This is a genomic window from Acinetobacter sp. SCLZS86 (genome assembly GCF_021560715.1).
In the GTDB taxonomy this organism is placed as follows: domain Bacteria; phylum Pseudomonadota; class Gammaproteobacteria; order Pseudomonadales; family Moraxellaceae; genus Acinetobacter; species Acinetobacter towneri_A.
In genome coordinates this window covers 2483350-2510009 of sequence record NZ_CP090864.1, presented here as the reverse complement: position 1 = coordinate 2510009, position 26660 = coordinate 2483350, and the positions used below count along the sequence as shown (strand labels likewise).

25 protein-coding genes are annotated in these 26660 nt (G+C 42.5%); 24 read left to right on the top strand and 1 reads right to left on the bottom strand.

What is annotated here, in order from left to right; genetic code table 11:
* Nucleotides 1-91: 91 nt before the first annotated feature.
* The 18 genes from glnE (at nucleotide 92) to der (ending at nucleotide 20651) form a co-directional block, all read left to right on the top strand.
* Entirely contained in the window at nucleotides 92-2836 is a 2745-nt protein-coding gene (gene glnE, locus LZP46_RS12030) for a bifunctional [glutamate--ammonia ligase]-adenylyl-L-tyrosine phosphorylase/[glutamate--ammonia-ligase] adenylyltransferase (protein WP_236093964.1), read from the top strand.
* A 34-nt stretch (nucleotides 2837-2870) separates the two neighbouring features.
* Nucleotides 2871-3797: a branched-chain amino acid transaminase gene (locus LZP46_RS12025; RefSeq protein ID WP_004975074.1), complete on the top strand. Its 927-nt coding sequence runs from the start codon at nucleotides 2871-2873 to the stop codon at nucleotides 3795-3797.
* 731 nt (nucleotides 3798-4528) lie between these two features.
* A complete protein-coding gene (locus LZP46_RS12020; RefSeq protein ID WP_236093963.1) occupies nucleotides 4529-5059 on the top strand; it encodes a hypothetical protein in 531 nt (176 codons plus the stop codon).
* A gap of 98 nt (nucleotides 5060-5157) precedes the next feature.
* Nucleotides 5158-5874, top strand: a complete 717-nt coding sequence (locus LZP46_RS12015) for a fimbrial biogenesis chaperone (protein ID WP_236093962.1) — start codon at nucleotides 5158-5160, stop codon at nucleotides 5872-5874.
* Between the two features lie 3 nt (nucleotides 5875-5877).
* Entirely contained in the window at nucleotides 5878-8187 is a 2310-nt protein-coding gene (locus LZP46_RS12010; protein ID WP_236093961.1) for a fimbria/pilus outer membrane usher protein, read from the top strand.
* A gap of 31 nt (nucleotides 8188-8218) precedes the next feature.
* Nucleotides 8219-8644, top strand: a complete 426-nt coding sequence (locus LZP46_RS12005) for a hypothetical protein (RefSeq protein ID WP_236093960.1) — start codon at nucleotides 8219-8221, stop codon at nucleotides 8642-8644.
* A gap of 262 nt (nucleotides 8645-8906) precedes the next feature.
* A complete protein-coding gene (locus LZP46_RS12000) occupies nucleotides 8907-10190 on the top strand; it encodes a glycosyltransferase family 4 protein (RefSeq protein ID WP_236093959.1) in 1284 nt (427 codons plus the stop codon).
* A 25-nt stretch (nucleotides 10191-10215) separates the two neighbouring features.
* Nucleotides 10216-10767, top strand: coding sequence for a phosphatase PAP2 family protein (locus tag LZP46_RS11995; RefSeq protein WP_004975087.1), 552 nt, complete (start codon nucleotides 10216-10218; stop codon nucleotides 10765-10767).
* A 101-nt stretch (nucleotides 10768-10868) separates the two neighbouring features.
* Nucleotides 10869-11069 carry a Fe-S cluster assembly protein IscX gene (iscX, locus tag LZP46_RS11990; protein WP_019836293.1) on the top strand — a complete coding sequence of 67 codons (201 nt, stop codon included), beginning with the start codon at nucleotides 10869-10871 and terminating at the stop codon, nucleotides 11067-11069.
* Between the two features lie 161 nt (nucleotides 11070-11230).
* Entirely contained in the window at nucleotides 11231-11662 is a 432-nt protein-coding gene (gene ndk / locus LZP46_RS11985) for a nucleoside-diphosphate kinase (protein WP_004975092.1), read from the top strand.
* Nucleotides 11663-11800: 138 nt separating this feature from the next.
* On the top strand, nucleotides 11801-13033 hold the full coding sequence (gene rlmN / locus LZP46_RS11980; RefSeq protein ID WP_236093958.1) for a 23S rRNA (adenine(2503)-C(2))-methyltransferase RlmN: 1233 nt from the start codon (nucleotides 11801-11803) through the stop codon (nucleotides 13031-13033).
* Nucleotides 13034-13108: 75 nt separating this feature from the next.
* Nucleotides 13109-13897: a type IV pilus biogenesis/stability protein PilW gene (pilW, locus tag LZP46_RS11975; RefSeq protein WP_371971077.1), complete on the top strand. Its 789-nt coding sequence runs from the start codon at nucleotides 13109-13111 to the stop codon at nucleotides 13895-13897.
* Nucleotides 13888-14697: a helix-turn-helix domain-containing protein gene (locus LZP46_RS11970; protein ID WP_236093957.1), complete on the top strand. Its 810-nt coding sequence runs from the start codon at nucleotides 13888-13890 to the stop codon at nucleotides 14695-14697. Before pilW ends, LZP46_RS11970 begins: the two co-directional genes overlap by 10 nt.
* 22 nt (nucleotides 14698-14719) lie before the next feature.
* Entirely contained in the window at nucleotides 14720-15841 is a 1122-nt protein-coding gene (gene ispG, locus LZP46_RS11965; protein WP_179995009.1) for a flavodoxin-dependent (E)-4-hydroxy-3-methylbut-2-enyl-diphosphate synthase, read from the top strand.
* Between the two features lie 3 nt (nucleotides 15842-15844).
* Nucleotides 15845-17140, top strand: a complete 1296-nt coding sequence (gene hisS / locus LZP46_RS11960; protein WP_236093956.1) for a histidine--tRNA ligase — start codon at nucleotides 15845-15847, stop codon at nucleotides 17138-17140.
* A gap of 30 nt (nucleotides 17141-17170) precedes the next feature.
* On the top strand, nucleotides 17171-17872 hold the full coding sequence (locus LZP46_RS11955; RefSeq protein WP_236093955.1) for a YfgM family protein: 702 nt from the start codon (nucleotides 17171-17173) through the stop codon (nucleotides 17870-17872).
* A complete protein-coding gene (gene bamB / locus LZP46_RS11950) occupies nucleotides 17872-19020 on the top strand; it encodes an outer membrane protein assembly factor BamB (RefSeq protein WP_236093954.1) in 1149 nt (382 codons plus the stop codon). Before LZP46_RS11955 ends, bamB begins: the two co-directional genes overlap by 1 nt.
* 218 nt (nucleotides 19021-19238) lie before the next feature.
* Nucleotides 19239-20651 (top strand): ribosome biogenesis GTPase Der, encoded by a 1413-nt coding sequence (gene der / locus LZP46_RS11945; RefSeq protein ID WP_236093953.1) that lies wholly within the window; start codon nucleotides 19239-19241, stop codon nucleotides 20649-20651.
* 91 nt (nucleotides 20652-20742) lie between these two features.
* On the opposite strand, the gene LZP46_RS11940 is transcribed toward der, so the two are convergent.
* Entirely contained in the window at nucleotides 20743-21516 is a 774-nt protein-coding gene (locus tag LZP46_RS11940) for an SDR family oxidoreductase (RefSeq protein ID WP_236093952.1), read from the bottom strand.
* Nucleotides 21517-21623: 107 nt separating this feature from the next.
* Here LZP46_RS11940 and mazG point away from each other — a divergent pair, with 107 nt between their 5' ends.
* From mazG to panC, 6 genes are all read left to right on the top strand, one after another.
* Entirely contained in the window at nucleotides 21624-22385 is a 762-nt protein-coding gene (mazG, locus tag LZP46_RS11935) for a nucleoside triphosphate pyrophosphohydrolase (RefSeq protein WP_236093951.1), read from the top strand.
* Nucleotides 22386-22401: 16 nt separating this feature from the next.
* Nucleotides 22402-22869 (top strand): ComEA family DNA-binding protein, encoded by a 468-nt coding sequence (locus LZP46_RS11930; protein WP_236093950.1) that lies wholly within the window; start codon nucleotides 22402-22404, stop codon nucleotides 22867-22869.
* 129 nt (nucleotides 22870-22998) lie between these two features.
* A complete protein-coding gene (gene pcnB / locus LZP46_RS11925; protein ID WP_236093949.1) occupies nucleotides 22999-24462 on the top strand; it encodes a polynucleotide adenylyltransferase PcnB in 1464 nt (487 codons plus the stop codon).
* On the top strand, nucleotides 24459-24947 hold the full coding sequence (folK, locus tag LZP46_RS11920; RefSeq protein WP_104852464.1) for a 2-amino-4-hydroxy-6-hydroxymethyldihydropteridine diphosphokinase: 489 nt from the start codon (nucleotides 24459-24461) through the stop codon (nucleotides 24945-24947). The genes pcnB and folK overlap by 4 nt, the downstream gene beginning before the upstream one ends.
* A gap of 49 nt (nucleotides 24948-24996) precedes the next feature.
* Entirely contained in the window at nucleotides 24997-25806 is an 810-nt protein-coding gene (gene panB, locus LZP46_RS11915) for a 3-methyl-2-oxobutanoate hydroxymethyltransferase (RefSeq protein WP_019836307.1), read from the top strand.
* 1 nt (nucleotide 25807) lies between these two features.
* Nucleotides 25808-26653 (top strand): pantoate--beta-alanine ligase, encoded by an 846-nt coding sequence (gene panC / locus LZP46_RS11910; protein WP_236093948.1) that lies wholly within the window; start codon nucleotides 25808-25810, stop codon nucleotides 26651-26653.
* Nucleotides 26654-26660 lie beyond the last annotated feature (7 nt).

Genomic DNA, 26660 nt, shown 5'->3' with positions numbered 1-26660 from the left:
TGTAATTTTATTTTCTTCTTTGACGCATCTGCTGCTATAAATAGATGGGTTGACAATATTTCAAAATAAAGCTCGGTTTTAGGTCTTGAAAATGAATGCGGAACAATTGCAAAAAACATTACATGCCAGTCAATACGCAGAACAAGTCTTGGCAAATCACGAAAGCCTGTTACAACAGGATTATGCAATTGACCAATTTCTGAAACCACTGAGTGCCGATTATATTCATCAACTGGTCATTTCGACTTTACAAGACATTCAAGATGAAACCCTGTGGATGAAAACCCTGCGCATTTTACGTGCGCGTTTAATGTTCCGCTGGATTTGGCAAGATGCCAATCAACTGACCGATGTGGTGACGTTGACGCAAGAACTTTCTGATTTTGCCGATATTTGTGTGCAAGTGGCCAAAGATTTTGCTCGGATTCCGCTGGTTGCCAAACATGGTGAACCAATGGGATATAACAGCAAAGTGCAGGATTTAATTGTGGTGGCTATGGGTAAGCATGGTGCGCAGGAGCTGAATTTATCCAGTGACATCGACCTGATTTTTGCTTTTGATGAACAAGGCGAAACCAACGGACGCAAGTGCATTGAAGTACAGCAATTCTGTATTTTATGGGGACAAAAGCTGATCTATCTGTTAGATCACATCACTGCAGATGGTTTTGTATTTCGTGTTGATATGCGTTTACGTCCGTGGGGCGATGGTTCAGCTTTGGCCATTAGTCATGTGGCATTGGAAAAATATTTAAGTCAGCATGGACGTGAATGGGAACGCTATGCTTGGATTAAGGCACGTATTATCACAGGCGGGCAAGAAGGTCATGAATTGCTGCAAATGACCCGACCTTTCGTATTCCGCAAGTATGTCGATTACACCGCCTTTGAAGCTATGCGCGAAATGAAAGCTATGATTGAGCGCGAAGTACAGCGCCGTAATATCGAAGACAATATTAAATTAGGTGCAGGTGGTATTCGTGAAGTTGAATTTATTGTGCAGGTTTTTCAGCTCATTTACGGTGGTTCAAAACTAGAATTACAAGACCGCCAATGTTTGGTCAGTTTGCGTCATTTGGGCGAAGCTGAATTGCTAGAACCGCAAGCCGTACTTGATTTAGAAGATGCTTATTTATTTCTGCGTCGAGTAGAACATGCCATTCAAGCCTTGAATGATCAGCAAAGCCAAGCTTTACCAACCGAACCTGAGTTACGTGCACGCATTAGCGATACTTTGGGCTTTGCCGATTGGGATAGCTTTATGCAGACCCTCAATGAAAAGCGTGTCAAAGTCATTTATCAGTTTGAACATTTAATTAAAGAGAATGAACCCGATTCTTTGTTGGAAAATTATAGTCAGCTAGAAAAACAGCTCGATGCTGTACTAGACGACCAAGCGAAAAATTTAGTGCATGAGTTCTGGTATGGGCATGGCATTAAAAAACTTACCGCCAAAGCTTTACAGCGTTTAAAAACCTTTTGGCCACACTTGATTGAAGCGGTGTTGCAGTCGGAAAATCCGCAAATGGCATTGATGCGTTTAATGCCATTGGTCGAATCTGTACTACGTCGTACCGTGTATTTGGTCATGCTGATTGAAAGCAAAGGGGCACTGCAACGCTTGGTGAAAATGGCCACAGTCAGCCCGTGGATTTGTGAAGAATTGACGCAATATCCTGTGTTGCTGGATGAATTTTTATCCATGGATTTTGAATTGCCGAAACGCAGCGATTTGGAAGATTCTTTGCGCCAACAATTGCTGCGCATTGAACTGGATGAAGTCGAAGACCTCATGCGGGTGCTACGTTTATTCAAAAAATCCAACGTATTGACAGTTGCAGCCAGCGATGTACTGGCAGAAAGCCACTTGATGAAAGTGTCAGATGCTTTAACCGATATTGCCGAAGTGACCGTAAATGCTGCCCTGCAACTGGCCTATCAAATGATTGTCAAAAAACATGGCTATCCGCTAGACAGTGAAGGGCAGCGCTGTGGTTTGGAGCATAACGCTTTTGCCATTATTGGTTATGGCAAAGTGGGTGGTATTGAACTGGGTTATGGTTCAGATTTAGACGTGGTTTTTATTCACAACATGGATGAACAAGCCGATACCGATGGCATTAAACCGATTAGTGGCTTTGAATTCGCCATGCGGGTGGCACGTAAATTTGTATCTTTAATGACCACGCAAACTTTAGATGGTCGTGTTTATGATGTCGATACCCGTTTACGTCCTTCGGGAGATGCGGGTTTATTGGTGACCAGTTTACGGGCCTTTGAGCAATATCAACTCAAAAGCGCGTGGTTATGGGAGCATCAGGCTTTGGTACGTGCGCGCAGTATTGCAGGAGAGCAATGTTTACGTGACAAGTTTGAAGTGTTGCGTTGTAAGATTTTAACCCAGCCGCGTGACGAAGCATATGTCCGCAGCGAAGTGCTGAAAATGCGTCAAAAAATGAAAGATCATTTGGGTTCATCTAAAGAGCAAAAAAAAGATGGAATTTTTCATTTAAAACAGGATGCAGGTGGTATCGTTGATATCGAATTTATGGCACAGTATGCGGTATTAGCCTGGAGTGGGTCGAATCCTGATCTCGCCCATTATTCCGACAACGTAAGAATCCTTGAAGATGCCGCAAAAACAGGTTGCTTATCCAGCGACGATGCGACAGCATTGATTCAAGCTTATCTCCGTGAACGAGCCGAAAGCCACCGCTTAGCCCTTGCAAATCAATCCATGCAAGTCAATGCTGCGGACTGGTACGCTACCCGTGAGGTCGTTTGCAAGTTATGGCAAAGATTAATTGATCCGACTGCAACGTCTGCATTGGATTAAAATGACTATTGTATAAACATTTGGAGTGTGTGCCATGAATTTGGCTGATCGTGATGGTTTTATTTGGCAAGATGGACAATTGGTTGACTGGCGTGATGCAAAAATTCACGTTTTAACGCATACCTTACACTACAGTATGGGTGTGTTTGAGGGTGTCCGCGCTTATGAAACGCCAAACGGAACTGCGATTTTCCGTCTTCAGGACCATACTAAGCGTTTGTTAAACTCTGCAAAAATCTATCAAATGAAAGTACCATTTGATCAGGCAGCTTTAGAACAGGCGCAAATTGATGTGGTACGTGAAAACAAACTTTCATCGTGCTATTTACGTCCATTAATTTGGATTGGTTCTGAAAAACTGGGTATTGCTGCAACCAATAACACCATTCATGCTGCGGTTGCGGCTTGGGGTTGGGGGGCATACTTGGGTGAAGAAGCGATGGCTAAAGGTATTCGCGTTAAAACTTCATCGTTTACGCATCACCATCCAAACGTGACTATGTGTAAAGCTAAAGCTTCTGGTAACTACACCTTGTCTATTCTTGCACACCAAGAAGTCGCGCAAGCAGGCTATGATGAAGCGATGTTGATGGACCCACAAGGTTATGTATGCCAAGGTTCTGGTGAAAACGTATTCTTAATTAAAGATGGCGTTTTACACACACCAGACATCGCAGGCGGTGCTTTAGATGGTATTACGCGTCAAACAGTGATCACTATTGCTAAAGACTTGGGTTATGAGGTGGTTGAACGCCGTATTACACGTGATGAATTCTACATTGCCGATGAAGCTTTCTTTACAGGTACAGCAGCAGAAGTTACTCCAATTCGTGAATACGATGACCGTGTGATTGGCTGTGGTTCACGTGGCCCAATTACGACTGAAATTCAAAAAACTTTCTTTGACGCAGTTCAAGGCAAGAATGACAAATATGCACATTGGTTGACTTACGTTAAATAAGTCACGCGTGTGTACCTGAGTCTATATTACTGACTCAGGTGTGATGACCCCATTTAGGCAATAGTTTGAATGGGGTTTTATTTTGTCTGCTATTGCGTTATGAGTTAGCTAAACTTCTTGCGAGGTTTATTTCTCACGTTACAGACATAGATGAATGATCAACTGTTTCTTCGTTGAGTTGGTGATGTAAAAATTTGATCTTTTGGATAAATTCAGACGCCCAAAACATGGCTTTTTTATAGCGAGAGGCAATCCCTGCAATTGGTGAGATTTGATGTTAAAAAACGCTTAGTCTGTCAAATGTGATAGGAGATAGTGAATCAAATATGTGAAAAGTATAGTAAAAATCAGACTAAAAACTGAATTTTGACCATTCTTTCAAAAATAAACCGACTTAAAATGTAACAAAAGTTAAAATAAAAACAATGTGTTGGTTTAAATGTAAATAAATATATTTTTTGGGTATCCCTAGAATTGGTATCACAAATTTTAGGGAGTGAGCTGCTCCCTAGTTTTTTGTGATGTCATTTAAAACAGTACTTTAATCTCCTAATTTGCTGAATTCCAAGGTTTATTCAATATTGCGTGAAATAGCGCGTATAGATGGTTTTTTGTGAGAAATACCTAAAATGAAGAAGCTTGCTAAGGATTGCGTTTCAATAATTCTAACGATATCTCAAGCGAGTGAATGATTAAAAAATGTTTTTTTATAAGAGTTATGGAGAAATGACATGTCTAAATTTATTAAAACAGCTGCAGCTGTGGTGGTTTTCGGCGCTTTTTCAACAGTAACAATGGCAGGTGGTAATCATCATCCTAAACCAGACCCTAAGCCAACCCCAGTATGTAACGAAGGGCCGTGCACAGGAAGTATTCCAATTCAAGTGATTGTACCTAAGCGTTGTGAGCTGAAAGTGAAAACATCAAGTATCTCATTAAAAGATGGTGCACAAGCTTCAGGTCAATTTATGGTTGGAGCGAATGCAAATTACAACTTATTGGTCGATACCGACAACCGTGTTGGTGGAGGCAAAACAACCAAATCTGCAGCCAAATCAGGTAATCATGCAGTGGGCTTAACGGTTGAAACCAAGCGTGCGGGTTCACCGTCTTTGATTCTGTTAAATGATAAGCAAACCAATATTGCGCCAGGCAGCAATGGCTGGAGTACTTACAATGTCTTGGTTAAAAGTGACGGTGTAGGTATTTCTAAACCAGCGGGTACCTATACCGATAAATACAACATTCGAGTGTCATTCTAATTCACTTGAACGCAATCTGAATCAGTTGGCTTTACCGACAGGGTGGAGTCAACTTTTTAGTCTAAAGACAAGCGTAATCAGACATTGCTGGGGGAAGCATGAAAAAATTATTGAAATATATGCTGATTGCAAGTTGCTTATGTGTAGATGCTGTTTATGCAAATTTGGTGATTTCACCTACACAAATGTATTTGGGCGATAAAGCACGACAACGCAGTGCAACGGTTGTGATGGAAGCCACTGATCTTACCGAACCGAAAAGCTTTGAAATGTTTGCCTATAAATGGTCGCAAAATGCTCAGGGTGAAGATGTACTAGAGCCAGATCAAGACCTTTTAATTAATCCAAAAAACTTTGTTTTACAACCTAATACACAACAAATGATTCGTGTAGGTTTTAGCCGACCACTTTCTAAGGAAGAAATGGCGCAAGAAAAAACTTGGCGCATTGTTTTTAAAGAAATTGCTCCTGTAGTGGAAGAAGACGCTCTGCAATTTTTATTCACAATTTCTGTTCCTTTATTTGTGGGTAAGCAAGAAGCCATTCAGGTAACAGCAACTCCGCGTTATCAAAATGATCATTTATTTTTAGAGATAGAAAATCATGCTGCATCGCATGTGCAAATTTCTTCAATCAGTATTTTAAATCAACAAAAACAACCTGTCGCAACTACTCGTGAAATGAAATATTTGTTGAATCAACAAAAGCACAGCTTTGATATGGGGCAAATCAAACTCAGTGATTTGAAAAATTACATACTCAAACTTGAAACAGATAAAAGTGAGCAAGCCATTGAGTTGAAAATGAAGGGCTAAATCATGCATAGAACTCGACTGTTTTTTGCGCTGCAAAGTGTCCTGTGGGGGATACCATTACCCGCCAATGCTGCCAATACTGAAATGGTATTAAATAGTGTCTGGCTAAATGGCGTAGATCGTGTCATTGAAAGTCTGGTGTTGCAACAGGATGGGCAACGCTATATGGAATGTGAGGTCTTGCAACAACTCGGTTTACAGCAAGACCGTTTGCAAAAACACAGCGCACAAACTCAGTTTTGTTCTGTAACCACCAATGAAATTCAGTCTGAGCAAGACTTTGCGTTGCAAGCGATTAAATTGACCGTACCTGCCAGCTATTTTATTGATGCACAATTTACCCAAACGCATGCGATTCCCTCAAAAGCGGACCTGGGTGGCTTTTTAAATTATGATGTGCTGTATGCACGTTATGATAATTACAATGAAATAAATGGCTTGGCGGAGTTTGGTGTTTTTAAAGATTACTGGATTTTTAAAAATGCCATGATGTATCGCAAAGAGGTAGAACAAGATCAAGATAAGCTACTGCGTTTGAATACCAGTTTTGAAATAGAGTTTCCATCACGTTATCAGCGTTTAACCTTGGGTGATAACACCAGCGTTTATAATCCATTATTAGATACATTTAGATTTGGCGGTGTATCTTTTGGTTCGAATTTTAGTAGTTATCCAGATTTTATTTATTGGAATGTACCCACCTTAAGAGGCAGTGCTGTACTGCCATCCACAGTCGATTTATACATTAATGGCATCAATTTATATCAACAACAGGTTACGCCTGGACACTATACCTTAAATACGGGTGCAAATATTCAGCAGTCGGGCGAGGCGCAAGTGGTCGTGGAAGATGTATTGGGTAACCGTACCGTACAATCTTTTCCAGTTTATGTCACCACGCAATTACTCAAACCTGGACTGAATGAATATAACTTTTCTGCAGGCAAGCTGCGTTATGACTATGACTACGTATCGGATGATTATCGTGAGTTTTTTGGCAACCTTTATTTCAGACGCGGGATTACCGACAGCACGACCTTAGGCACTAATTTAAATTATAGCAAGGATGTGCAAAATGTTGGTTTGTTATGGACACAAGCTATCAACAAATATGCCTTGTTAGATACGCATGCAGCTTCTAGTCACAGTGATTGGGGCGATGGCTATACCTTTGGCGCTTCGCTAAGCCGTAATGGAAGTAGGATTGCGCTTGGTGCAAGTCATAAATACTACAGTCCTGAATATCGCGGTTTGGGATATAGCAATACGACGCAAACAGTAGAATACGACAATTTAGCTTATGTCAGTATTTTCAATATTCCTTTAATCAATACCTTAAATGTGAACTATCTAGAGCGCCGTTATCATCCCAATGCAAATAATAGTTTTACAGATAGCCAAATGCTTACAGTCGGTTTTTCTCGTATGTTTGGGCGTCAAACCTCAATGTCGTTTTCTTATTATAAAGACTTGAAAATGCAGGATAGCGACGGAGCCTATTTAACGCTGAATTATCAATTTGACCAACGCCGCAGTGCGCAGCTTTCACATAATTTTGAAGAACAAACCCAGTTACGTTATGCGCAAAGCAGCCTAACTCAAAATGGTGTGGATTACACGCTTGCTGTGCGCCATCAGCAAGCTGAAGGGGATATTGGTGTAAATGCTTATACCGCCCTGAAAATGCCGATGGGCAATTTATATTTAAGCCACGATGAAAGTGAGAGCTTTAGCTACAGTCAAGCCAATTATCAGGGTGCATTAGTGTGGTTAGACCGTAAATGGGCCATGACCAAATATGTAGACAATGCTTTTGCTTTGGTGAATGTTGGTGATATTCCAAATGTGGAAGTACTGCGTGCGTTAAGGCCTGTTGGTAAAACCAATCAACACGGCTATGCGTTTGTGCATGACATTGTCCCTTACGTCAATTACGACGTGTCTTTTGATCAAGACCAGTTAGATATGTATGACAGCTTTGAATATTCAAGCCAAAAAGTGATTGGCATGAATCAACGTGGCTATAAAGTGAATTTCCCTGTTCAGCGTACAGGTTTGATTATATTGCGTTTACTTACGCCCGATCAGCAGACCTTTGTGCAGGGCAGTGAAGTGTATTTAAGTGATGATGCAACTGAGTTTGTACCTGTTGGCAGCGATGGAAAAGTACATTTATATGGTGTGAAAGCAGGCAGTTATATGCTTAAGGTTAAAACCAAAGGTGGAAAAGTTTGCCATAGTTCACTTGAATTACCTCAAGTTAAAGCTGGTACTGTTCCACAAACCAGACAATTAGATTTGATTTGTCAGTAATTATATCAGCAGCATGATTGAGGATGAGAACATGAAAAGATTAGGGATCTTAAAAAAAATAAGTCTAGTGTTGTGTGGTTGTTGGGTCTGTGTTCCTACACAGGCCTGCACTATTGGTTCGGTGAGTGAGTCTTTATTGCAAATGAGCTCACAATACCGTAGTCAGACGGCAACCAGTTTTAATGTGCACTGTGATCGGGGTTATAGCATTCAGTTTAGTAGTCGTAATTTACGGGACAAACATGGCAGCAGTTTTGTGAATAATGGTACACACCGTTTACGTACCAGTATGAGCATTATGGGTGCAAAAACAAATCTGTGGAACACGCCTATCGCAGGGCATGTTTCTACGACAGGACATAAATACAGTGTTGCGGTACGCTTAGATGAACAGCCGAGTTTGACAACGCCAGCAGGACGCTATACCGATGAGTTGTATATTAACTTACTGTTTTAGCGGGCTTAGATGTGCGGCAGTTCCAGACAAAATGCGCCGCGGATCAGGTATTCAGCAAACAAGATATTCAGCAGGCAGGTAGACAATATCTGCTTTTTTTATCTATTTTTTGCTGAATGACAGCAAAGGATATACATAAAACTAGGTATGAGTGGTCATCTAGTTGTTTAAAAAATGACAAACGTGTCACCAAAGCATCATATTACTGCAATGCAGCTGCTCTATGCTAGCAAGCATAAAATAAGAATTGAGCAGTAAGGCGATGAGCAATGTATTGGCAAAGCAGAGCAGTAAGTTAGAGCGTTACAGCGATGCGTTTAAATTTTATTTCAAACAAGATCAAAAACAAAAAAGCAGCCAGCCTACTTCTGAACTCTCAGAGCTCGTCCGCCCGCGGTTAAAAATTGCCCTTGTAACAGAAACTTGGCCACCTGAAATTAATGGTGTAGCACGTTCACTGTTGCAGCTTTGCAAAGGATTGCAGGAACTTGGACACAAAATTTTATTGATTCGCCCTGAACAAAAACAAGCCTGCACTCAATTCCAACCGTATCAAGAATGTCTGGTAAAAGCACAAGCCATTCCTAAATATCATAATTTACAATTTGGCTGGCCACAGTGGTCTAAAGTTTCGCAGGCGCTAGATGAGTTTCAGCCCGATGTAGTGCATATCGTCACTGAAGGCCCTTTAGGGCTTGCCAGTTTACATATTGCAAAATCAAAAAATATTCCAGTATCAAGTGGTTTTCACTCCGCATTTCAAGATTTTAGCCGTTTTTTCGATTTGGCATTTTTACTCAAGCCAATTCAGCACTATCTAAAATGGTTTCATAACAATACCTCGCTGACGTGTGTGCCAAGTAGCCATACTGAAAAATCATTGCATCAGTTTGGTGTGCAAGGGCCTTTGGTGGTGGTTGGGCGTGGTGTCGATGTTGAATATTTTTCACCAGATTTTCGTTCTACCCAACTGCGAGCAAGCTGGGGTGCGAGTGAAAATACGCGGGTGATGTTGTATGTAGGGCGTTTATCACCTGAAAAAGAAGTCAATCTTATTATTAATGCCTATCAGCGTATGCCAAAAAATACCGAACAGCCTGTGAAATTGGTGATTGTTGGAGATGGGCCAGACCGTGAACGTTTAGAAGCCATGAACGCTCAGGGAGATATCATTTTTACAGGTAGTTTAAGTGGCACAGCACTTGCACAAGCCTATGCCAGTGCCGATGTGTTTGCTTTTGCCAGTCAGGTTGAAACCTTTGGCAATGTCGTGTTAGAAGCTATGGCCAGTGGCTTGCCTGTCATTGCTTATGACTATGCTTGCGCACGTTTACATCTAAAACCGAATGAAACAGGCTGGTTGAGTCCACTCGGTCAGCCAGAAGATTTGGTCGGTCATATCCACCGACTTCCCGATATTACAACCCTTAGACAAATGGGCGAAAAGGCCCGCAAAGCGACTTTAAATATTGGCTGGCAACACCCAGTCCAACAATTTGAGCAGGCGTTATATCAGGTGGCGAAGGAGCTATACATGCCATCTTAGCTATACGCCAAAGAGGAGAGAACTGATGAAGTTTAAAAATGCAAAAATAAGAATGCTGGATCTCGACTTAAAAGGCTGTTTGTATCTTAACCATTTTTCCCACTCTCAGCGGGTGGCACAATTTTTTAAAGTCATTAGCCGTTTGGGCGACGGTGTGTTCTGGTATGTCATGCTCGCAAGTGCATGGATGATGCAGGGCATTGGCTATAGTTTACAAATTATTTATCTGTTGTTAGGCGGTTCTGTCGGCACAGGTATTTATAAATATTTAAAACAGAAAACCGTCCGTCCACGTCCGTATCAGGTACACCAAGTGATCCGTTTGGGTGAACGTCCCTTAGATCATTTTAGCTTCCCATCAGGTCACACTTTGCATGCAGTCATGACCACAACGGTTTTGGGTTATATCCAGCCAGTATTGTTGATGTTGATGTTGCCCTTTACGATTTTGGTGGCCGTTTCCCGTATGATTTTAGGCTTGCACTATCCGAGTGATGTGGCAGTCGGGGCGATGATTGGCGGTTCAGTGGCGAGTGCGATTATTTTGGCTGCACCTTATGTAAATATTGTTTTATAAGCTTGGATAAAACCAAATCGAAAATTCAGTGCAGTAATGGCAGGCAGCCCATGCGAAATTTGTTAAAGTAGTCGCTGTCTTGACTAGAATAGGGAATACACATGGGTTTACGTTGGACGGACAGCATCGACATTGCCATTGAGTTATATGAGGCGCATCCCGATGTCGATCCGCAATGGATTCGTTTTACCGATTTACACGCTTGGGTTTGTGCTTTGCCAGAATTTGAAGACGATCCTGAAAAATCGACTGAAGGCATCTTGGAAGCCATTCAAATGGCATGGATTGACGAAGCGCGTTAATTTAGCGGTGTGAAGCTAGATTGATTTGCCGATCAAGCTTCTGCACAATGCGCTTGATCTCGAAAAAAGCAATTTTTTTACACATCAAAAGCAGAAAACAGCCCATTATTCGGTATAATGCGGCAAAATTTTCGCGTCAACATTGACTTAAGGAGCCAATCATGGCTATTGAACGTACTTTATCTATCGTAAAACCAGATGCAGTTGCTAAAAACCACATCGGTGACATCTTTGCTCGTTTCGAAAAAGCTGGTCTTAAAATCGTTGCGACTAAAATGAAACACCTTTCTCAAGCTGAAGCTGAAGGCTTCTACGCTGAGCACAAAGAACGTGGTTTCTTTGGTGACCTAGTTGCGTTCATGACTTCTGGTCCAGTTGTTGTTTCAGTTCTTGAAGGTGAAAACGCAGTTCTTGCTCACCGTGAAATTTTAGGTGCGACAAACCCTAAAGAAGCTGCTCCTGGTACAATCCGTGCAGATTTCGCTGTAAGCATCGACGAAAACGCTGCTCACGGTTCAGACTCAGTTGCATCTGCAGAGCGTGAAGTAAACTACTTCTTTGCTCAAACTGAAGTTTGCCCACGTACTCGTTAATACGCAGTATTCAAACCAGATAAGTGTTATTATGCTTATCTGGTTTTTTATTCTCCGATTTTTTATTTTCTGAATAAACCCTTGCTCACCTCTTGAGCATCTCCTTTCATCTTTAGACATGGTTTAGGTAATACACACATGAGTACAGAAGTCCTCGCTGCATCTGCGACAGATGTTCAGCAAGCATCTGCATCCGCTCCTGCACAGTCTGCGACTGCAGAGAAAGTGAATCTCCTTGGCATGTCACGTCCACAAATGGAAAAATTCTTTGAAGAGTTAGGCGAAAAGAAATTCCGTGCAGGGCAGGTGATGAAATGGATTCACCAGTTTTTTGTTACAGACTTTGCCGAAATGACCAATATTTCGGGCAAGTTACGTGAAAAACTGGAAAAGATTTGTGAAATTAAAGCGCCAGAAGTGGTGCATAAAAACTATTCTAAAGACGGTACGCGTAAGTGGGTGTTCCGTGTGGGCGAAGGTGAAGGCTCACTCGTCGAAACTGTTCTGATTCCTGCAGAAGATAAAACTGGCTCACGCAAAACCTTGTGTATTTCATCGCAAGTGGGTTGTGCGCTCGATTGTTCATTTTGTTCTACGGGCAAACAAGGTTTTCAGCGTGACCTGACCCAAGCCGAAATTATTGGTCAGTTGTGGATGGCAAACTACTCCTACATGGAAGATGTGCCTGTGATTGAGCGTGAGCGTTCAGTGACCAACGTGGTGATGATGGGTATGGGCGAGCCGTTGCTGAATTACGATGCCGTCTTGAACTCCATGCGCATTATGCTGGACGATTTTGCTTATGGTATGTCTAAGCGTCGTGTGACTTTATCGACTTCGGGCGTTGTACCTAAAATTGACCAATTAGCGCAAGACATTGATGTGGCTTTGGCAATTTCTTTACATGCCACCAATAACCAACTACGTGATGAACTGGTTCCAATCAATAAAAAATATCCGTTGGAACAATTAATCGCAGCTTGTCAGCGTTATATTGGTAAAGATGGCAACGAAAGCGCACGTAAACACGTGACCATTGAATATGTGATGTTAGATGGTGTAAATGACCATCCCGAACATGCGCAGCAAATGATTAAGTTACTCAAGAACCTGCCAAGCAAAATTAATTTGATTCCATTTAACCCATTTCCACATGCGCCGTATGGACGTTCAAGCCGAAATCGAATAATTTCTTTCCAAAAAACTTTGTCTGATGCAGGTTTTGTGTGTACGATTCGTCAGACACGTGGTGATGATATTGATGCTGCGTGTGGGCAATTGGTCGGACAAGTGGCAGACCGCACCCGTCGTGCCGAACAGTGGAAAAAGAAAGTTGCAGCGCAAAATGAAATTATACGCTCGCAAGGATAATGACTTGTATAGATAAGTAACTTGCATCGAACGAAGACGTAAAGGGGATGTCCATTGAATAAGCCTGTATTTAAAATCGCACAAATTACAACTGTTTGTATTTCGGCAATTTTTGCTGCAGCTTGTCAAACCACAGCTCCAACCTTAGGGCAAAAAGACCCTGAAAAAGCGGTGCAAGTACGTACGCAGTTGGCAGCAGAATACTTAAAAAATGGTGATTTAGATTCTGCTAAGCGCGCACTTGATCAAGCTTTGGAAAGCGATTCACGCGATTCCACCGCCAATATGATGATGGGCGTGTTGCTGCAACAAGAAGGCAGCAAGTTGAATTTAGAAAAAGCCGATGCTTATTTTAAGCGAGCCATTGCCGCAGACCCAAAAAATGCACAAGCGCGTAACAACTATGGTACGTATTTATATCAAGTAGAACGCTATAATGATGCGATTGAGCAGCTTAGCATTGCAGGTGCAACGCTGGGTTATGATCAACGCTTTAGAGCATTGGAAAATGTAGGTCGCATTTACTTGAAATTAGGCGATATAGAGAATGCCGAAAAGTCATTCAAACAAGCCTTGCAAGCCAATCGCGATTCTTATGTTTCAATGTTAGAGTTGTCGGAAATTTTATATTTAAGACAACAGTTTGCACCCGCACGACAACTGTATGAACAATTTGTACGTGCAGTGGGGCAAAAAAATCAAGGTGCGCGTGCCTTATGGATAGGGATTCGTTTAGCACGTGCCAATGGCGATCAATTGGGAACTCAGGTTTTAGTGAACCAGCTGCGTGCATTATTTCCCAATAGCCAAGAATACCAACGTTATTTGCAATTACAGTACAGTACTGAGGCCGTATGGAAGTAAATCCTAATTCACCGCAACCCACACAGGGGACAACGCCTGTATCCCATGCATTAGGAAATGTTCAACGTCCAGGTGAGTACCTTCGTCAAATTCGTGTGAATCAAAAACGCGAGCTGGATGATGTTTCAAAAGATTTGAAAATTCCATTAAAAACGCTGATGGCGCTAGAGCAAGACGAATACACGGCTTTGCCTGAAGCGACCTTTATTAAAGGCTATTATCGTACCTATGCCAAATATTTACAGGTCGATGCTTCAGCCATTATTCAGCGTTTTGATGAAATTTATGCCAACGATACAGGGTTGTTGCCAAATCACGCCTTGAACAATTCACCCATCAAAATTATGGGAAAACTGCCAGGCTCTAACCGTGAGCGCAATAAAAAGTGGCTTACTCGTATCGCCATAATTGTGGCGGTATTGCTGTTGTTGTGGGCATTGGCCTCGCTAATTCAAAACTGGATGTCATCTGGTCAAGAGGGGGCTGAACCTGAAATCGCAGTGCTGCAATCCGATGTGCAAATTATTTCAGACAATGCAACAGGCAGCACGCCTGTAATTGCTTCAGGCGATCAGCTGAATTTGCAATTTGCTCGTCCAACTTCAGTGCATATTGTTGACGCTACTGGCAAGGTTTTGGCAACAGGACGTCAAGCTTCTACTTTAAATTTACAAGGCGAAGCCCCGTTTCAAATTCGCTTAGATGATGCGACTGCTGTGTCATTAAGTTTGAACAATGAGTCGATTTCATTATCGCCATACACGGTGAACGGAAAAGCAGAATTCCGTTTATCTCGATAATACAGTAAGGTAAAGCGATATCATGATTGTAAATCCAATTCAACGCCGACCGACCCGTAAAATTCGTGTGGGTTCTGTTTATGTGGGTGGTGATGCGCCCATCAGCATCCAAAGTATGACCAATACAGAAACCTGCGATGTTGCTGCAACTGTGGCACAAATTCAGCGTTGTGTAGATGCGGGGGTAGACATCATGCGTGTTTCTGTACCCACAATGGAAGCCGCAGCTGCATTTGGTGAAATTCGTAAGCAAGTCTCTGTGCCGTTGGTGGCAGACATTCACTTTGACTATAAAATTGCGTTGGCGGTTGCCGATGCGGGTGCGGACTGTTTACGGATTAACCCAGGCAATATTGGGTCGGAAGCCAAGATTCGTGAAGTGGTGGCTGCTGCCAAGCATCATGACATTTCTATGCGAATTGGTGTGAATGCGGGATCGTTAGAAAAAGATATTCAGAAAAAATATGGTGAGCCAACAGGCGCAGCATTGCTAGAATCTGCCATGCGTCATATTGATATTTTAGATCGTCTAGATTTTCAGGAATTTAAAATTTCAGTTAAAGCATCGAATGTGTTTTTAACCATGGATGCTTACCGCCTGTTGTCACAACAAATTGATAATCCATTACATTTGGGTGTAACCGAAGCAGGGATTTACCGTACAGGTACGGTTAAGTCAGCAATTGCTTTGGGTGGTCTGCTCATGGAAGGCATTGGTGATACCATGCGTATTTCACTTGCGGCAGAACCTGAAGATGAAGTAAAAATTGGTTTTGATATTCTTAAATCTTTAAGCTTACGTTCAAACGGCATTAACTTCATTGCTTGCCCAAGCTGTTCACGTCAGGAATTTAACGTAATTTCTGTCATGCAGGCCTTGGAAGAGCGTTTGGAAGATATCCGCACGCCTATGGATGTATCGGTTATTGGATGTAAAGTGAATGGCCCAGGCGAAGCCAAAGAGGCGGACATTGGTGTCGTGGGGGCAAGTCCACGTTCGTTGGTATATCGAAATGGTGAAAAAAGCCATTTAATTGATACCAACCAACTTGTTGATGAAATCGAAAGCATGGTTCGTCAACGTGTGACAGAGCTTGAAGAAGCTAAATCTAAAGAGATTATTCGTACAAATTTTTCTGAGTAAGACATGAGTTCAATTGTTGCAATCAAAGGTTTTAATGACATTCTACCTACGCAAACTCCTGCGTGGAGACGTCTAGAGCAACATTTAGCATCACTAATGGATGCTTATGGTTATCAACAAATTCGTTTGCCAATGGTCGAGCAAACCAATTTGTTTAAGCGTTCAATTGGTGATGCGACCGATATTGTTGAAAAAGAAATGTACACCTTTTTGGACAAAGGCAATCCGCCAGAGTCTTTGACTTTGCGTCCTGAAGGTACTGCGGGCTGTGTACGTGCCATGTTAGAGCACAATTTACTACGTGGCGCGACCCCGCGTGTGTGGTATATCGGCCCGATGTTCCGCTATGAAAAGCCGCAAAAAGGCCGTTACCGCCAATTTCATCAGTTTGGTGTAGAAACCTTTGGGGTTGCAACGCCAGACATGGATGCCGAACTGATTTTAATGACCGCACGGTTATGGAAGCGCATGGGCGTTGCCGATAAAGTTCGCTTAGAGTTGAATACTTTGGGTGAGTCGGATGAGCGTGCTGCGTATCGTGCTGCTTTGGTTGAGTTTTTAGAAGCTCACAAGGCCGATTTAGATGAAGATTCTCAGCGTCGTTTAAGTACTAATCCACTCCGTATTTTGGACTCTAAAGATGCTAAAACACAAAGCATCTTAGAAAATGCACCGAAATTACATGATTTTATGGGTGAAGATACCCTAAATCACTTTGCCCAGTTACAGCAATATTTAACAGATGCAGGCATTGATTTTGTAATTAATCAAAAATTGGTACGTGGTCTAGATTATTACAACAAAACAGTATTTGAATGGACAACTACGCATTTAGGTTCACAAGGCACAGTCTGTGCAGGTGGACGTTATGATGGTCTGGTTGGGCAATTGAAAGGCAAAGCAGATCAGTCTGTACCTGCCGTGGGATTTGCCATGGGTATTGAGCGTTTATTGTTGTTGCTTGAGCAAGTCGAAGACAATACACCAGTACGTGATTGTGAAGTGTTCTTGTTGGCAGACCCAACAACGCAAGGCAAGGCTTTGGTTTTGGCTGAGCAAATTCGTGACCAGTTGGAACAGGCAGGCAGCCAAATTCGCCTGAAAGTCGGTTCACAAGGTTCAATGAAAAGCCAAATGAAAAAAGCCGATCAGTCAGGTGCAATCTACGCATTGATTTATGGTGAGCGCGAAGCGGAAGCACAGCAATTGGCAGTCAAAACTTTGGCAACTGCCGAGCAAACGACTGTTGCAGTGACCAAAATTGTGCCTTTCATCATTGAAAAATTTTCTTCACAATAAGCCAAATAACATAAGGAAAAGGGTAATCCAATGAGCGCATTGAGTGATGACGAACAACTTGATAGTTTAAAATCGTTTGCGAAAAAGTATGGCTCGGCCATTATTAGCGGGATTTTAATTGCGTTGATTGCCTTTTTCGGATGGCAATATTGGCAGAAAAAGACATTGATAGAGCAGCAAATGAATACTGCGAAAGTTCAACAACTGATGGATGATGCGCGTACAGCAGAAGGCAATCCAGATGCCTTTAGTCAATTGTCTGCGACTGCCGATAAAATTATGAAAGAAGCCCCTGATTCTGCGCAAGCCATTCAAACCCAATTTTTAATGGCTAAACTCGCTTACGATCAGCAAAATTTTGCTGCCGCAGAAAAAGCCTTAAAGAAAGTTGAAAACTCTAAAGTGAAAGACCAAGGCTTAGTGCAATTGGTTAAGTTGCGTTTGGCTTATGCACAGTTGGCACAAAAGAAATACGATGAAGCCATTCAAAGTTTGGCAGCGGTGACTGATCCTGCGTTTAAGGCGACTGCAGATGAAGCGCGTGGCGATGTTTATGTCGCGAAAAATGACCGTGAAAATGCCCAAAAAGCGTATCAAAGTGCATGGGATACTTTGGTGGAACGTAAACAGGAACGTCAAATTTTACAAATAAAACTCGAAAGTGTTGGTGTTTTGGTGGATGATCCTGAAATTGAACGCCCAGTATTAGAAACACAAGTGGATGAGAGCTAATGAATAGAAAGTATAAAATACCGTTTGCACTGACCGTTTTAACCCTCGCTTTGGCGGGGTGTTCCACCAATAAAATTAAAGTTGCAGAAGTTAAGCCAAATCCACTACCAAAACTTGAGCAAGCACAAAGTCTAGTTCCTGTGTTTTCACAAAGCGTTGCATCGACTACAGCAGCCGATCCATTGCGCCTGCAATTGGATGCTGAAAACGGGGTGATTTATACTGTTGATCCTAAAGGTGAGATGGCTGCCTATCAAGGCAAGCAGCGTCTTTGGCAAAAACAAGTGTCTAAGCAAGGCTTAACGGCAGGTGTCAATGCTGCTGATGGCATTGTGGTTGCAGGAAATGCCAAAGGTCAATTGTTTGCTTTAGATCAGCAAACAGGTGAACAAAAGTGGGTTGCAAAGTTAACAGGAGCAATTCTTGCACCATCGTTAATTCAAGCAGGCCGTGTGGTGACTGTAAGTAATGACGGCACGGTATATGCACACAATGCCGAAACAGGTCAATTGGTTTGGACTTACAATTTGCCAAACGTGCAATTTAGCTTACGTGGCATGGCGGCACCCGTTGCGCTCGATTCACGTACTGTGCTGATTGCTTCAGCAAATGCCTATGTATATGCACTGGATATTGTGACAGGTGTACCACGTATGCAGCGCCGTGTTGCTATAAGTGAAGGCCGTTCAGACATTCAACGCTTAAATGACATTGATGGTGACCCTGTGGTTGCGGGTCAATTCTTGGTGACGACAAGCTACCAAGGTCAGGTCACTGTATTGGACTTGGCTTCACAACAAGTGATTTGGAGTGAAGATGCAAGTAGTACCAAACGCCCAGAAGTCGCGGGAAATGGTGTATTTGTCAGCACTGCAGATGGCAAAATTGCAGCTTATGAAATCACATCTGGACAAGCACTTTGGGAAAATGACATTTTACTGAACCGTCGTTTATCTAATCCTGTATTGTTTGGAAAATATTTGGTGGTCGGTGATTTAGATGGTGTTTTACACCTCATTGATCCAAGCTCAGGCCAACTGGTTGGACGTTCAAAAACCAATGGCGAAGTCCGTTCTTTGCGTGTAATAGACAATCAACTCTATGTGGCAACGCAAAAGGGCGCATTAAGCGTTTGGCAGAACCGCTAATTTTGTTCTGACTTTTATGCTAAAATAGTCGTCCGTATTTTTACGCGGGGTAATTGAATCATCAATACCCCGTGTTTTTATTTAATAGGGTGGTCGATGTTCTCTTTGTCGTTTGCGTAGTCGCAACGCTGAACCCAACATCCATACTCTGTTCTTTCTTCCACAGTTTCGGATGTACAGACCATTGAAACTGACTGATCTTGAATAAAGGTTAATCTATGAAACCCGTAATTGCGCTCATTGGTCGTCCTAACGTCGGAAAATCAACGCTGTTTAACCAGATTACCAAGAGCCGTGATGCACTTGTTGCTGACTTTGCAGGTCTGACACGTGACCGCAAATATGGTGATGCAAGCTATCAAAATAAATCTTTCATTGTGGTCGATACCGGCGGTATTGGCGAAAGTGAAGGCGGCATCGACTCATATATGGCTGAACAATCTAAAACAGCCATCCACGAAGCCGATATCATCATTTTTGTGGTCGATGCACGTGCAGGCTTGTTAGCATCGGATGAGCAAATTGCCCGTGAATTGCGTACTTTGGGCAAAAAAGTATTCTTGGTGGCGAACAAAGTAGATGGCGTACATGCCGAAGCCGCTTTGGTTGAATTCTTTAAATTGGGAATGGGGGAGCCATTGCAAGTGGCTGCTAGTCATGGTCGAGGCGTTCAGCAAATGCTGGAAGACGTTTTGGCAGATGTTCCTGAAGATGAAAACCCAGATGCACGTGATCAAGATACAGGTTTGCGTTTAGCCATTATTGGACGTCCAAACGTGGGTAAATCGACACTGGTTAACCGTTTGTTGGGCGAAGAACGTGTGGTGGCATATGATCAGCCAGGTACAACACGTGACTCTGTCTATATTCCGTTTGAGCGCAATGAACGTAAATACACCTTAATTGATACTGCAGGTGTGCGTCGTAAAGGTAAGGTCGATGAAATGATCGAGAAATTCTCGATTGTCAAAACCTTGCAAGCCATGAAAGATGCACACGTGGTGGTGATTGTGGTGGATGCACGTGATGGCATTGTCGAGCAAGATTTACATTTAATTGGTTATGCGCTTGAAGCTGGGCGTGCCATGGTAATTGCGATTAACAAATGGGACAATATGTCCGAATATGATCGCAAACAATGTAAATTAGATGTTGAGCGTCGTTTTGACTTTATTCCATGGGCAAAAATTCACCTAATTTCTGCCTTGCATGGTACAGGTGTGGGCGATTTATATCCTTCTATTCACCGTGCTTATGAAGCATCGCACTTAAAAGTGTCACCTGCGAAACTGACCCAGATTTTGAATGATGCAACAGATGCACACCATCCACCTAAGGTGCAAGGTCGTGCTATTAAAATGCGTTATGCACACATGGGTGGACAGAACCCGCCAACCATCGTGATTCATGGGAATAAGGTCGATAAAACCCCTGCAGATTACCGCCGCTATTTAGAAAATGTGTTCCGTAAAGTCTATAAGCTAGAAGGTACACCTGTAAAAATTGAATTCAAAACCTCTGAAAACCCATTTGAAGGACGTAAGTCACAAGTAGATGAGCGCACAGCGGCACGTCGTCGTCGTTATGTGCAGAAGTTTAAGAAAGCCGAGAAGAAGTTTAAGCGAGGCTAAGGCTTAAACTTTGACGAGTTTGATAAAAAAATCCCGAATTCACATTCGGGATTTTTTTGAGCGACTTAATTTAAAAAAGATAGATGTAGAATTAATGACGCTTCGCCAATAAGCTATTGGATAGACGATTTAACCATTGCGGACTAATACTCGAAAGTTGCATCAGGGTTTTGGCTTTTAAACCAACTGCACGATGCGTATTGGTAAGAATTGAATCTTTAACCGTCGCTTGCTGATATACCACCTGAGCAACATCTTCTGTTGATAAATGCACACCCATGTTTTGAATGGTGGCTGCATCCATATCTTTCACCATTGCAGTTTGTACAAATAGCGGCATGACATCTAAGACCCTAATACCGTATTTTTGCCACTCTATATCTAAACCTTCCGTAATGCCACGCACTGCAAATTTTGAGGCAGAATAAGAAATTAAATCGGCTTGTCCATAAATCGCAGATGCTGAAGATAAGTTAATCACCCGTGCAAAACTTGCTTGTTTTAAATAAGGCAAAGCTGAATGACAGCCGTTCAACACACCATTTACATTCACCGCCATAGTTCGATGATGCGCTTCTATAGGGGTGTTCTCAAATGCGCCTGAGTAGAGAATTCCTGCATTATTCACCAAAATATTCAGCTCACCTGCCCATTGGCAAAAATCAGATAATGCAGTTTGCCAACTCGCATAGTCCGCTACATCAAGTAAACCTGCATGTGCACGCTCACCCAATTGGTCTGCCAATTGCTGCGCTTGTGCGAGATGAATATCATAAATACCAACACGGTAACCTTGTTGATAAAACAATTGTGCGATTGCCGCACCAATGCCTTGTGCAGCGCCACTAATCAAGATACTGTGCATTTGAACTTGCTCCCTGATCTTATTTTTGTTGTGCATATCGTCTTTGCTGTCTGAGCATAACAAAAAATAGCTACATTCGTGCAATAAATTGAAATAAGGAACAACCCATGCAGCAATTGCTTTCAATCATGCAACAGTTACGTCAACAATGCCCGTGGGATCAAAAACAAACCCCAGAAAGTTTGACTCAATATGCGATTGAAGAAGCGTATGAAGTTGAAGCGGCGGTACGCTCAGGCAAGGTGGATGATGTACGTGATGAGCTAGGTGATTTGTTGTTGCAAGTGGTGTTTCAGGCACAAATGTATAGCGAGCAAGGTGCATTTAATTTTCAGGATGTGGTGCAAGCCATTTGCGATAAATTGATCCGTCGGCATCCGCATGTGTTTCAGGCTGAGCAGTTTGCACAGCTCAGCGCAGAAGATGTGGCTGCCTTATGGAAAACCATCAAACAACAAGAAAAACAGGGTAAAGCAAAGTCCCGTTTAGATGAAGTGAAACACGCACCCGCCTTGGTGCAAGCACAGCAAATTCAACAGCATGCGGCACAATTGGCCTTTGATTTTCATACTGTGCAAGATGCTTTTGGTAAGTTAGAAGAAGAATTGCAAAAATTACAACAGGCGATTCAGCAGCAACAATCCGACGAAATACGGGATGAATTTGGTGATTGTTTGTTTTCTTTAATCAATGTTGGACGTAAACTTGGCTTATCCAGTGAGATGGCATTATTGGGTACGATTCATAAATTTAGAACACGCTTTGCTTTCATTGAAGATCAGGCCAAATTACAACAAAAAACAATAGAAGATATGACTTTAGAAGAAATGGATCAACTTTGGGAGCAGGCAAAACAACAATTAGAATGACAGGTTTTGCGGCAACATGAATATATCGCAGCAGTTAAAAACATCTTTTCGCTTTTGTTCTTTCGGATGGCAGTACTTGCTTGCATTGCTGTTATGTAGTATCAGCATGTGGAGTACAGCACAAAATGTGCAGTCCAGGCCTGCGCAGGTGAATGGCTACAGCTATGATCAAAACTATTTAAAATGGAAAGCACAGCAAGCCGCGCAAGATCAGCGTTTAAGTGTGACTCAAACCGCATCATCAAGCGAAGCACATTATTTAGCGCGTCCTACTCAGCAAAGTGCGCATTCAAATCAGGTGCGTTTAAATAGTGCTTCACTAGAACAATTGCAGCAATTGTCTGGGGTGGGTATGAAAAAAGCACAAGCGATTGTGGAATACCGAAAACAAAATGGAAAATTTCAAAGTATTGAAGAACTTCAGCAAGTCAAAGGGATTGGACCTGCCTTATTTGCCAAGAATAAGCATAAGTTGGCATTGTAGCTGCAAGCAGAATTTTAGCACTGCACATTGCAAAATTAGCGTGTGAATCAAATTGCCCTTTGATTGTGTTAGGGATATGATTAGCGACATCTTATCTGTTTTACGTTCAGACGTAGGAGACAGCGTCTTTTGCAAACTTTGCGCGCGTCAAAATGTGGTTTATCTACCGCTCAATTACCTTCTTCCATTTTAGATGTTCTAGATGCTTTAACCAAAGCAGGCTATGAAGCCTATATCGTCGGTGGTGGAGTTCGTGACTTAATGTTAGGGCTAAATCCGAAGGATTTTGATGCCGTAACGAATGCTACACCCTCACAAGTGAAAGAAGTTTTCGGACGACGTTGCCGAATTATAGGACGACGTTTTGAGCTGGCGCATGTCTATGCAGGGCGTGAACTAATTGAAGTGGCCACTTTCCGTGCGCCACCGAAAAAAGCTGTGACGTCTGCGGCGGGGATGATTCTGCGCGATAATAACTGGGGCACAATCGAGCAGGATTCTGCCCGTCGTGACTTTTCAATCAATGCGTTGTATTACCAGCCACGTAAAGGCATCGTGCTCGATTTTTGCAATGCTGTAGATGATATTAAGCACAGAAACTTGCGCTTATTGGGCGATCCAACCTTACGTTTTGAAGAAGACCCAGTGCGTATGCTGCGTACTTTGCGTTTTGCTGCTAAATTAAATTTCAATATTGATCCAAAAATTCTTAAAATTTTTACGCCTGAAATGACGCAGTTATTGCGTGATGTTTCGCCACACCGTTTATATGATGAGTCGCAAAAACTCTTTACGATGGGACATTTAAACAAAGTCCTGCCGATGTTGATTAAGTTTGGTATTTGGCGTCAGTTATTTGCTGATATCAAACCAGACATCAACTCATTTATTGAACGTGCAGCAAAAAATACCGATCAACGGATTGCGATTGGTAAAACCATAAACCCTGCATTTTTTTATGCGGTGCTGTTGTGGCAACCATTCTTAGAGCGTTGTGACTTTTATCTGTCTAAAGGTGTGGTGGCCGCCGAAGCGCGAGCACAAGCTGGTTTAGATGTACTAAAACGTCAGGCGACACGTACCATTATTCCGCGCTTTGCTGAAACTTTTATTCGTGAAGTCTGGGAAATGCAAACCCGTTTATTGCAACCGAAACCACAGCAAATTGAAGCATTGTCTGGGCATGCACGTTTCCGTGCAGGGTTTGACTTTTTATTACTGCGTGAAAAAGCAGGTGATAGCTCGACTTTAGGGATGGGACAGTGGTGGGATGCCTACCAACTCATGAGCGCCGATGAAAAAGAACGTGCGATTGCTCAGTACAATCGACTACGAGCCAAGAGCCGCCGTAAAACAGCTCAAGAGCCTGTTGATGTGACACCAGCAACACATGCTGCTGATTTAATTGAACCTTTGGTGAATGAGCCTGAGCCTCGTAGTCGTCGGGCCCGTAAAGCCAAACAGTATGAAGAAAATCGAGCACAATTGACTGCTACAGCAAGCAGTTCAGGTATTGGTGCAGATCATCCAATTTTAAAACGTAAACGTGTGCAACGTGATTTAAGCCAAGTGATTTTTGGGCCAACGCAATGAGCAACATCACCTATATTGGTTTAGGCAGTAATTTGGGCGATTCGCGTCAAATTTTGACTGAAGCGGTGCAAAAACTGGCAACACTAGGGCAAGTGGAGACATCTAAACTGTATCAAAGCCCACCCATGGGACCACAAGATCAGCCTAATTATTTGAATGCTGTGGTACGTTTAGATACCGAACTTGAAGCGTTGGCATTGTTAGATGAATTACAGCGTTTTGAACAAGAGTCAGGTCGGGTACGTTTACGCCATTGGGGTGAGCGTACGCTAGATTTAGACTTGTTGATTTATGCTGATGCCAATATTCAAAATGAACGTCTGACTGTACCGCATGTAGGGGTATTAGAACGTGATTTTGTCGTCATCCCGCTGTTAGATTTAGATGCTAACTTAAGTGTCAAAGGACAATTATTAAAACACTCACCATTGCTTGAACATCCGAGCTTAACTGTTGTGGATGCAGGCAATTGGGCAGGGCTATAAAGTTTTAAATTAAGCATGCGTGATGCTTTTTCCATAGAGGAATATTTTCATGATTAGTTTAAGTGACCTCAGAAAATTTAAAGCGGAAGGTCGAAAATTCTCCTGCTTAACTTGCTATGATGCAAGCATGGCGAAAGCAATGGAAATTGCTGAAATTGATACGATTTTAATTGGTGATTCTTTGGGTATGTCTATTCAGGGACGTGACTCAACCTTGCCTGTCAGCGTGGCGGATATGGCTTATCACACTGCGGCGGTGCGTCGTGGTAATCAACACGCTTTTATTTTGACTGACTTACCATTTATGAGTTATGCCACCTTAAATGATGCATTGCAAAGCTCCAAAGAAGTGATGCAGGCGGGTGCGCAAATGGTCAAAATGGAAGGTGGTGCATGGCTCAGTGAAACCGTTGCAACACTGACTCGTAATGGTATTCCTGTCTGTGTGCACTTAGGTTTAACGCCACAATCGGTGCATGTATTTGGGGGTTATAAATTACAGGCACGTACCCGGGAAGCTGCAGACAAACTAATTGCTGACTGTAAAGCTGTTGTAGAAGCTGGTGCGGCGATTCTATTATTAGAATGTGTGCCAGCTCAGCTAGGTCAAGAAATTTCTGCCTTGTTCCCTGAAATTCCAGTAATTGGAATTGGCGCGGGCGCAGACACTGATGGTCAGGTATTGGTGGTGCAAGACATGCTGGGGCTGACTTTTGGTCGTGTCGCAAAATTCGTGCGTAACTTCATGAAAGAACAAGCGGGTGAAAATGCGATTTTAGATGCGTTTAAAGCCTATCATGCTGCAGTTCAAGATGGTTCTTTCCCAGCACGTGAACAAACTTTCCAAGTCGAGTTGTAATATGAAAACTGAAACCACAATTCAAGGCTTAGCGGCTTCATTACAGCCTGCACGCGCTGCACGAAAAACCATTGGTTTTGTTCCGACCATGGGCAATTTGCACGAAGGGCATTTAACCTTAGTGCGCGAAGCGAAAAAAATATGTGATGTGGTGGTGGTCAGTATTTTTGTCAATCCAATTCAATTTGGGCCTAATGAAGATTTTGATAGTTATCCACGAACTTTAGACCAAGACAGTCAATTGTTGGCAGAGGTTGGTTGCGACATTATTTTTGCACCTTCAGTTGAGCAAATGTATGGCAACAAACCACGTTTGACCAATATTTCAGTGAGCGAGATTACGGCAGACTTATGTGGTTTGCAGCGTCCTGGACACTTTGATGGTGTTGCGGTGGTCGTGACCAAATTATTCAATATGGTACAGCCAAACTATGCTTTCTTTGGTGAAAAAGACTATCAACAATTGGCAGTCATTCGCCAGTTTGTACGCGACTTGAATATTCCGCTAGAGGTGATTGGTGTGCCAATTGTTCGTGCGGCAGATGGTTTGGCACTCAGTTCACGCAATGGTTATTTGAGCGCAGAACAGCGTCAAATTGCACCGACAATCTATCAAAGTTTAAAGGTTGCTGCACACGCATTACAACAAGGTGAAACTTTGTCACAAGTGTTAGCGAATATTAAAGCAACATTGACAGCGGCAGGCTTTGTTGTGGACTATGTAGAGGCGCGTACAACAGAACTACAGAAAATTGAAGCATTTAGTGAAGATATAGTGTTGTTCGTTGCGGCAAAATTGGGCAATACACGTTTAATTGATAATTTGCAGGTCAAACATTCTGCATAGCTGGCAA

Bases quoted from the DNA above. Each gene is read 5' to 3' on its own strand.
- mazG (WP_236093951.1), top strand. From the start codon at position 21,624: ATGCAGCAATTGCTTTCAATCATGCAACAGTTACGTCAACAATGCCCG.
- LZP46_RS11955 (WP_236093955.1), top strand. From the start codon at position 17,171: ATGAGCGCATTGAGTGATGACGAACAACTTGATAGTTTAAAATCGTTT.
- iscX (WP_019836293.1), top strand. From the start codon at position 10,869: ATGGGTTTACGTTGGACGGACAGCATCGACATTGCCATTGAGTTATAT.
- rlmN (WP_236093958.1), top strand. From the start codon at position 11,801: ATGAGTACAGAAGTCCTCGCTGCATCTGCGACAGATGTTCAGCAAGCA.
- ispG (WP_179995009.1), top strand. From the start codon at position 14,720: ATGATTGTAAATCCAATTCAACGCCGACCGACCCGTAAAATTCGTGTG.
- LZP46_RS11995 (WP_004975087.1), top strand. From the start codon at position 10,216: ATGAAGTTTAAAAATGCAAAAATAAGAATGCTGGATCTCGACTTAAAA.
- LZP46_RS12025 (WP_004975074.1), top strand. From the start codon at position 2,871: ATGAATTTGGCTGATCGTGATGGTTTTATTTGGCAAGATGGACAATTG.
- folK (WP_104852464.1), top strand. From the start codon at position 24,459: ATGAGCAACATCACCTATATTGGTTTAGGCAGTAATTTGGGCGATTCG.
- LZP46_RS12020 (WP_236093963.1), top strand. From the start codon at position 4,529: ATGTCTAAATTTATTAAAACAGCTGCAGCTGTGGTGGTTTTCGGCGCT.
- ndk (WP_004975092.1), top strand. From the start codon at position 11,231: ATGGCTATTGAACGTACTTTATCTATCGTAAAACCAGATGCAGTTGCT.
- glnE (WP_236093964.1), top strand. From the start codon at position 92: ATGAATGCGGAACAATTGCAAAAAACATTACATGCCAGTCAATACGCA.
- hisS (WP_236093956.1), top strand. From the start codon at position 15,845: ATGAGTTCAATTGTTGCAATCAAAGGTTTTAATGACATTCTACCTACG.
- LZP46_RS12010 (WP_236093961.1), top strand. From the start codon at position 5,878: ATGCATAGAACTCGACTGTTTTTTGCGCTGCAAAGTGTCCTGTGGGGG.
- bamB (WP_236093954.1), top strand. From the start codon at position 17,872: ATGAATAGAAAGTATAAAATACCGTTTGCACTGACCGTTTTAACCCTC.
- der (WP_236093953.1), top strand. From the start codon at position 19,239: ATGAAACCCGTAATTGCGCTCATTGGTCGTCCTAACGTCGGAAAATCA.
- LZP46_RS12015 (WP_236093962.1), top strand. From the start codon at position 5,158: ATGAAAAAATTATTGAAATATATGCTGATTGCAAGTTGCTTATGTGTA.
- LZP46_RS12000 (WP_236093959.1), top strand. From the start codon at position 8,907: ATGAGCAATGTATTGGCAAAGCAGAGCAGTAAGTTAGAGCGTTACAGC.
- panC (WP_236093948.1), top strand. From the start codon at position 25,808: ATGAAAACTGAAACCACAATTCAAGGCTTAGCGGCTTCATTACAGCCT.
- LZP46_RS11970 (WP_236093957.1), top strand. From the start codon at position 13,888: ATGGAAGTAAATCCTAATTCACCGCAACCCACACAGGGGACAACGCCT.
- LZP46_RS11930 (WP_236093950.1), top strand. From the start codon at position 22,402: ATGAATATATCGCAGCAGTTAAAAACATCTTTTCGCTTTTGTTCTTTC.
- LZP46_RS12005 (WP_236093960.1), top strand. From the start codon at position 8,219: ATGAAAAGATTAGGGATCTTAAAAAAAATAAGTCTAGTGTTGTGTGGT.
- panB (WP_019836307.1), top strand. From the start codon at position 24,997: ATGATTAGTTTAAGTGACCTCAGAAAATTTAAAGCGGAAGGTCGAAAA.
- LZP46_RS11940 (WP_236093952.1), bottom strand. From the start codon at position 21,516: ATGCACAGTATCTTGATTAGTGGCGCTGCACAAGGCATTGGTGCGGCA.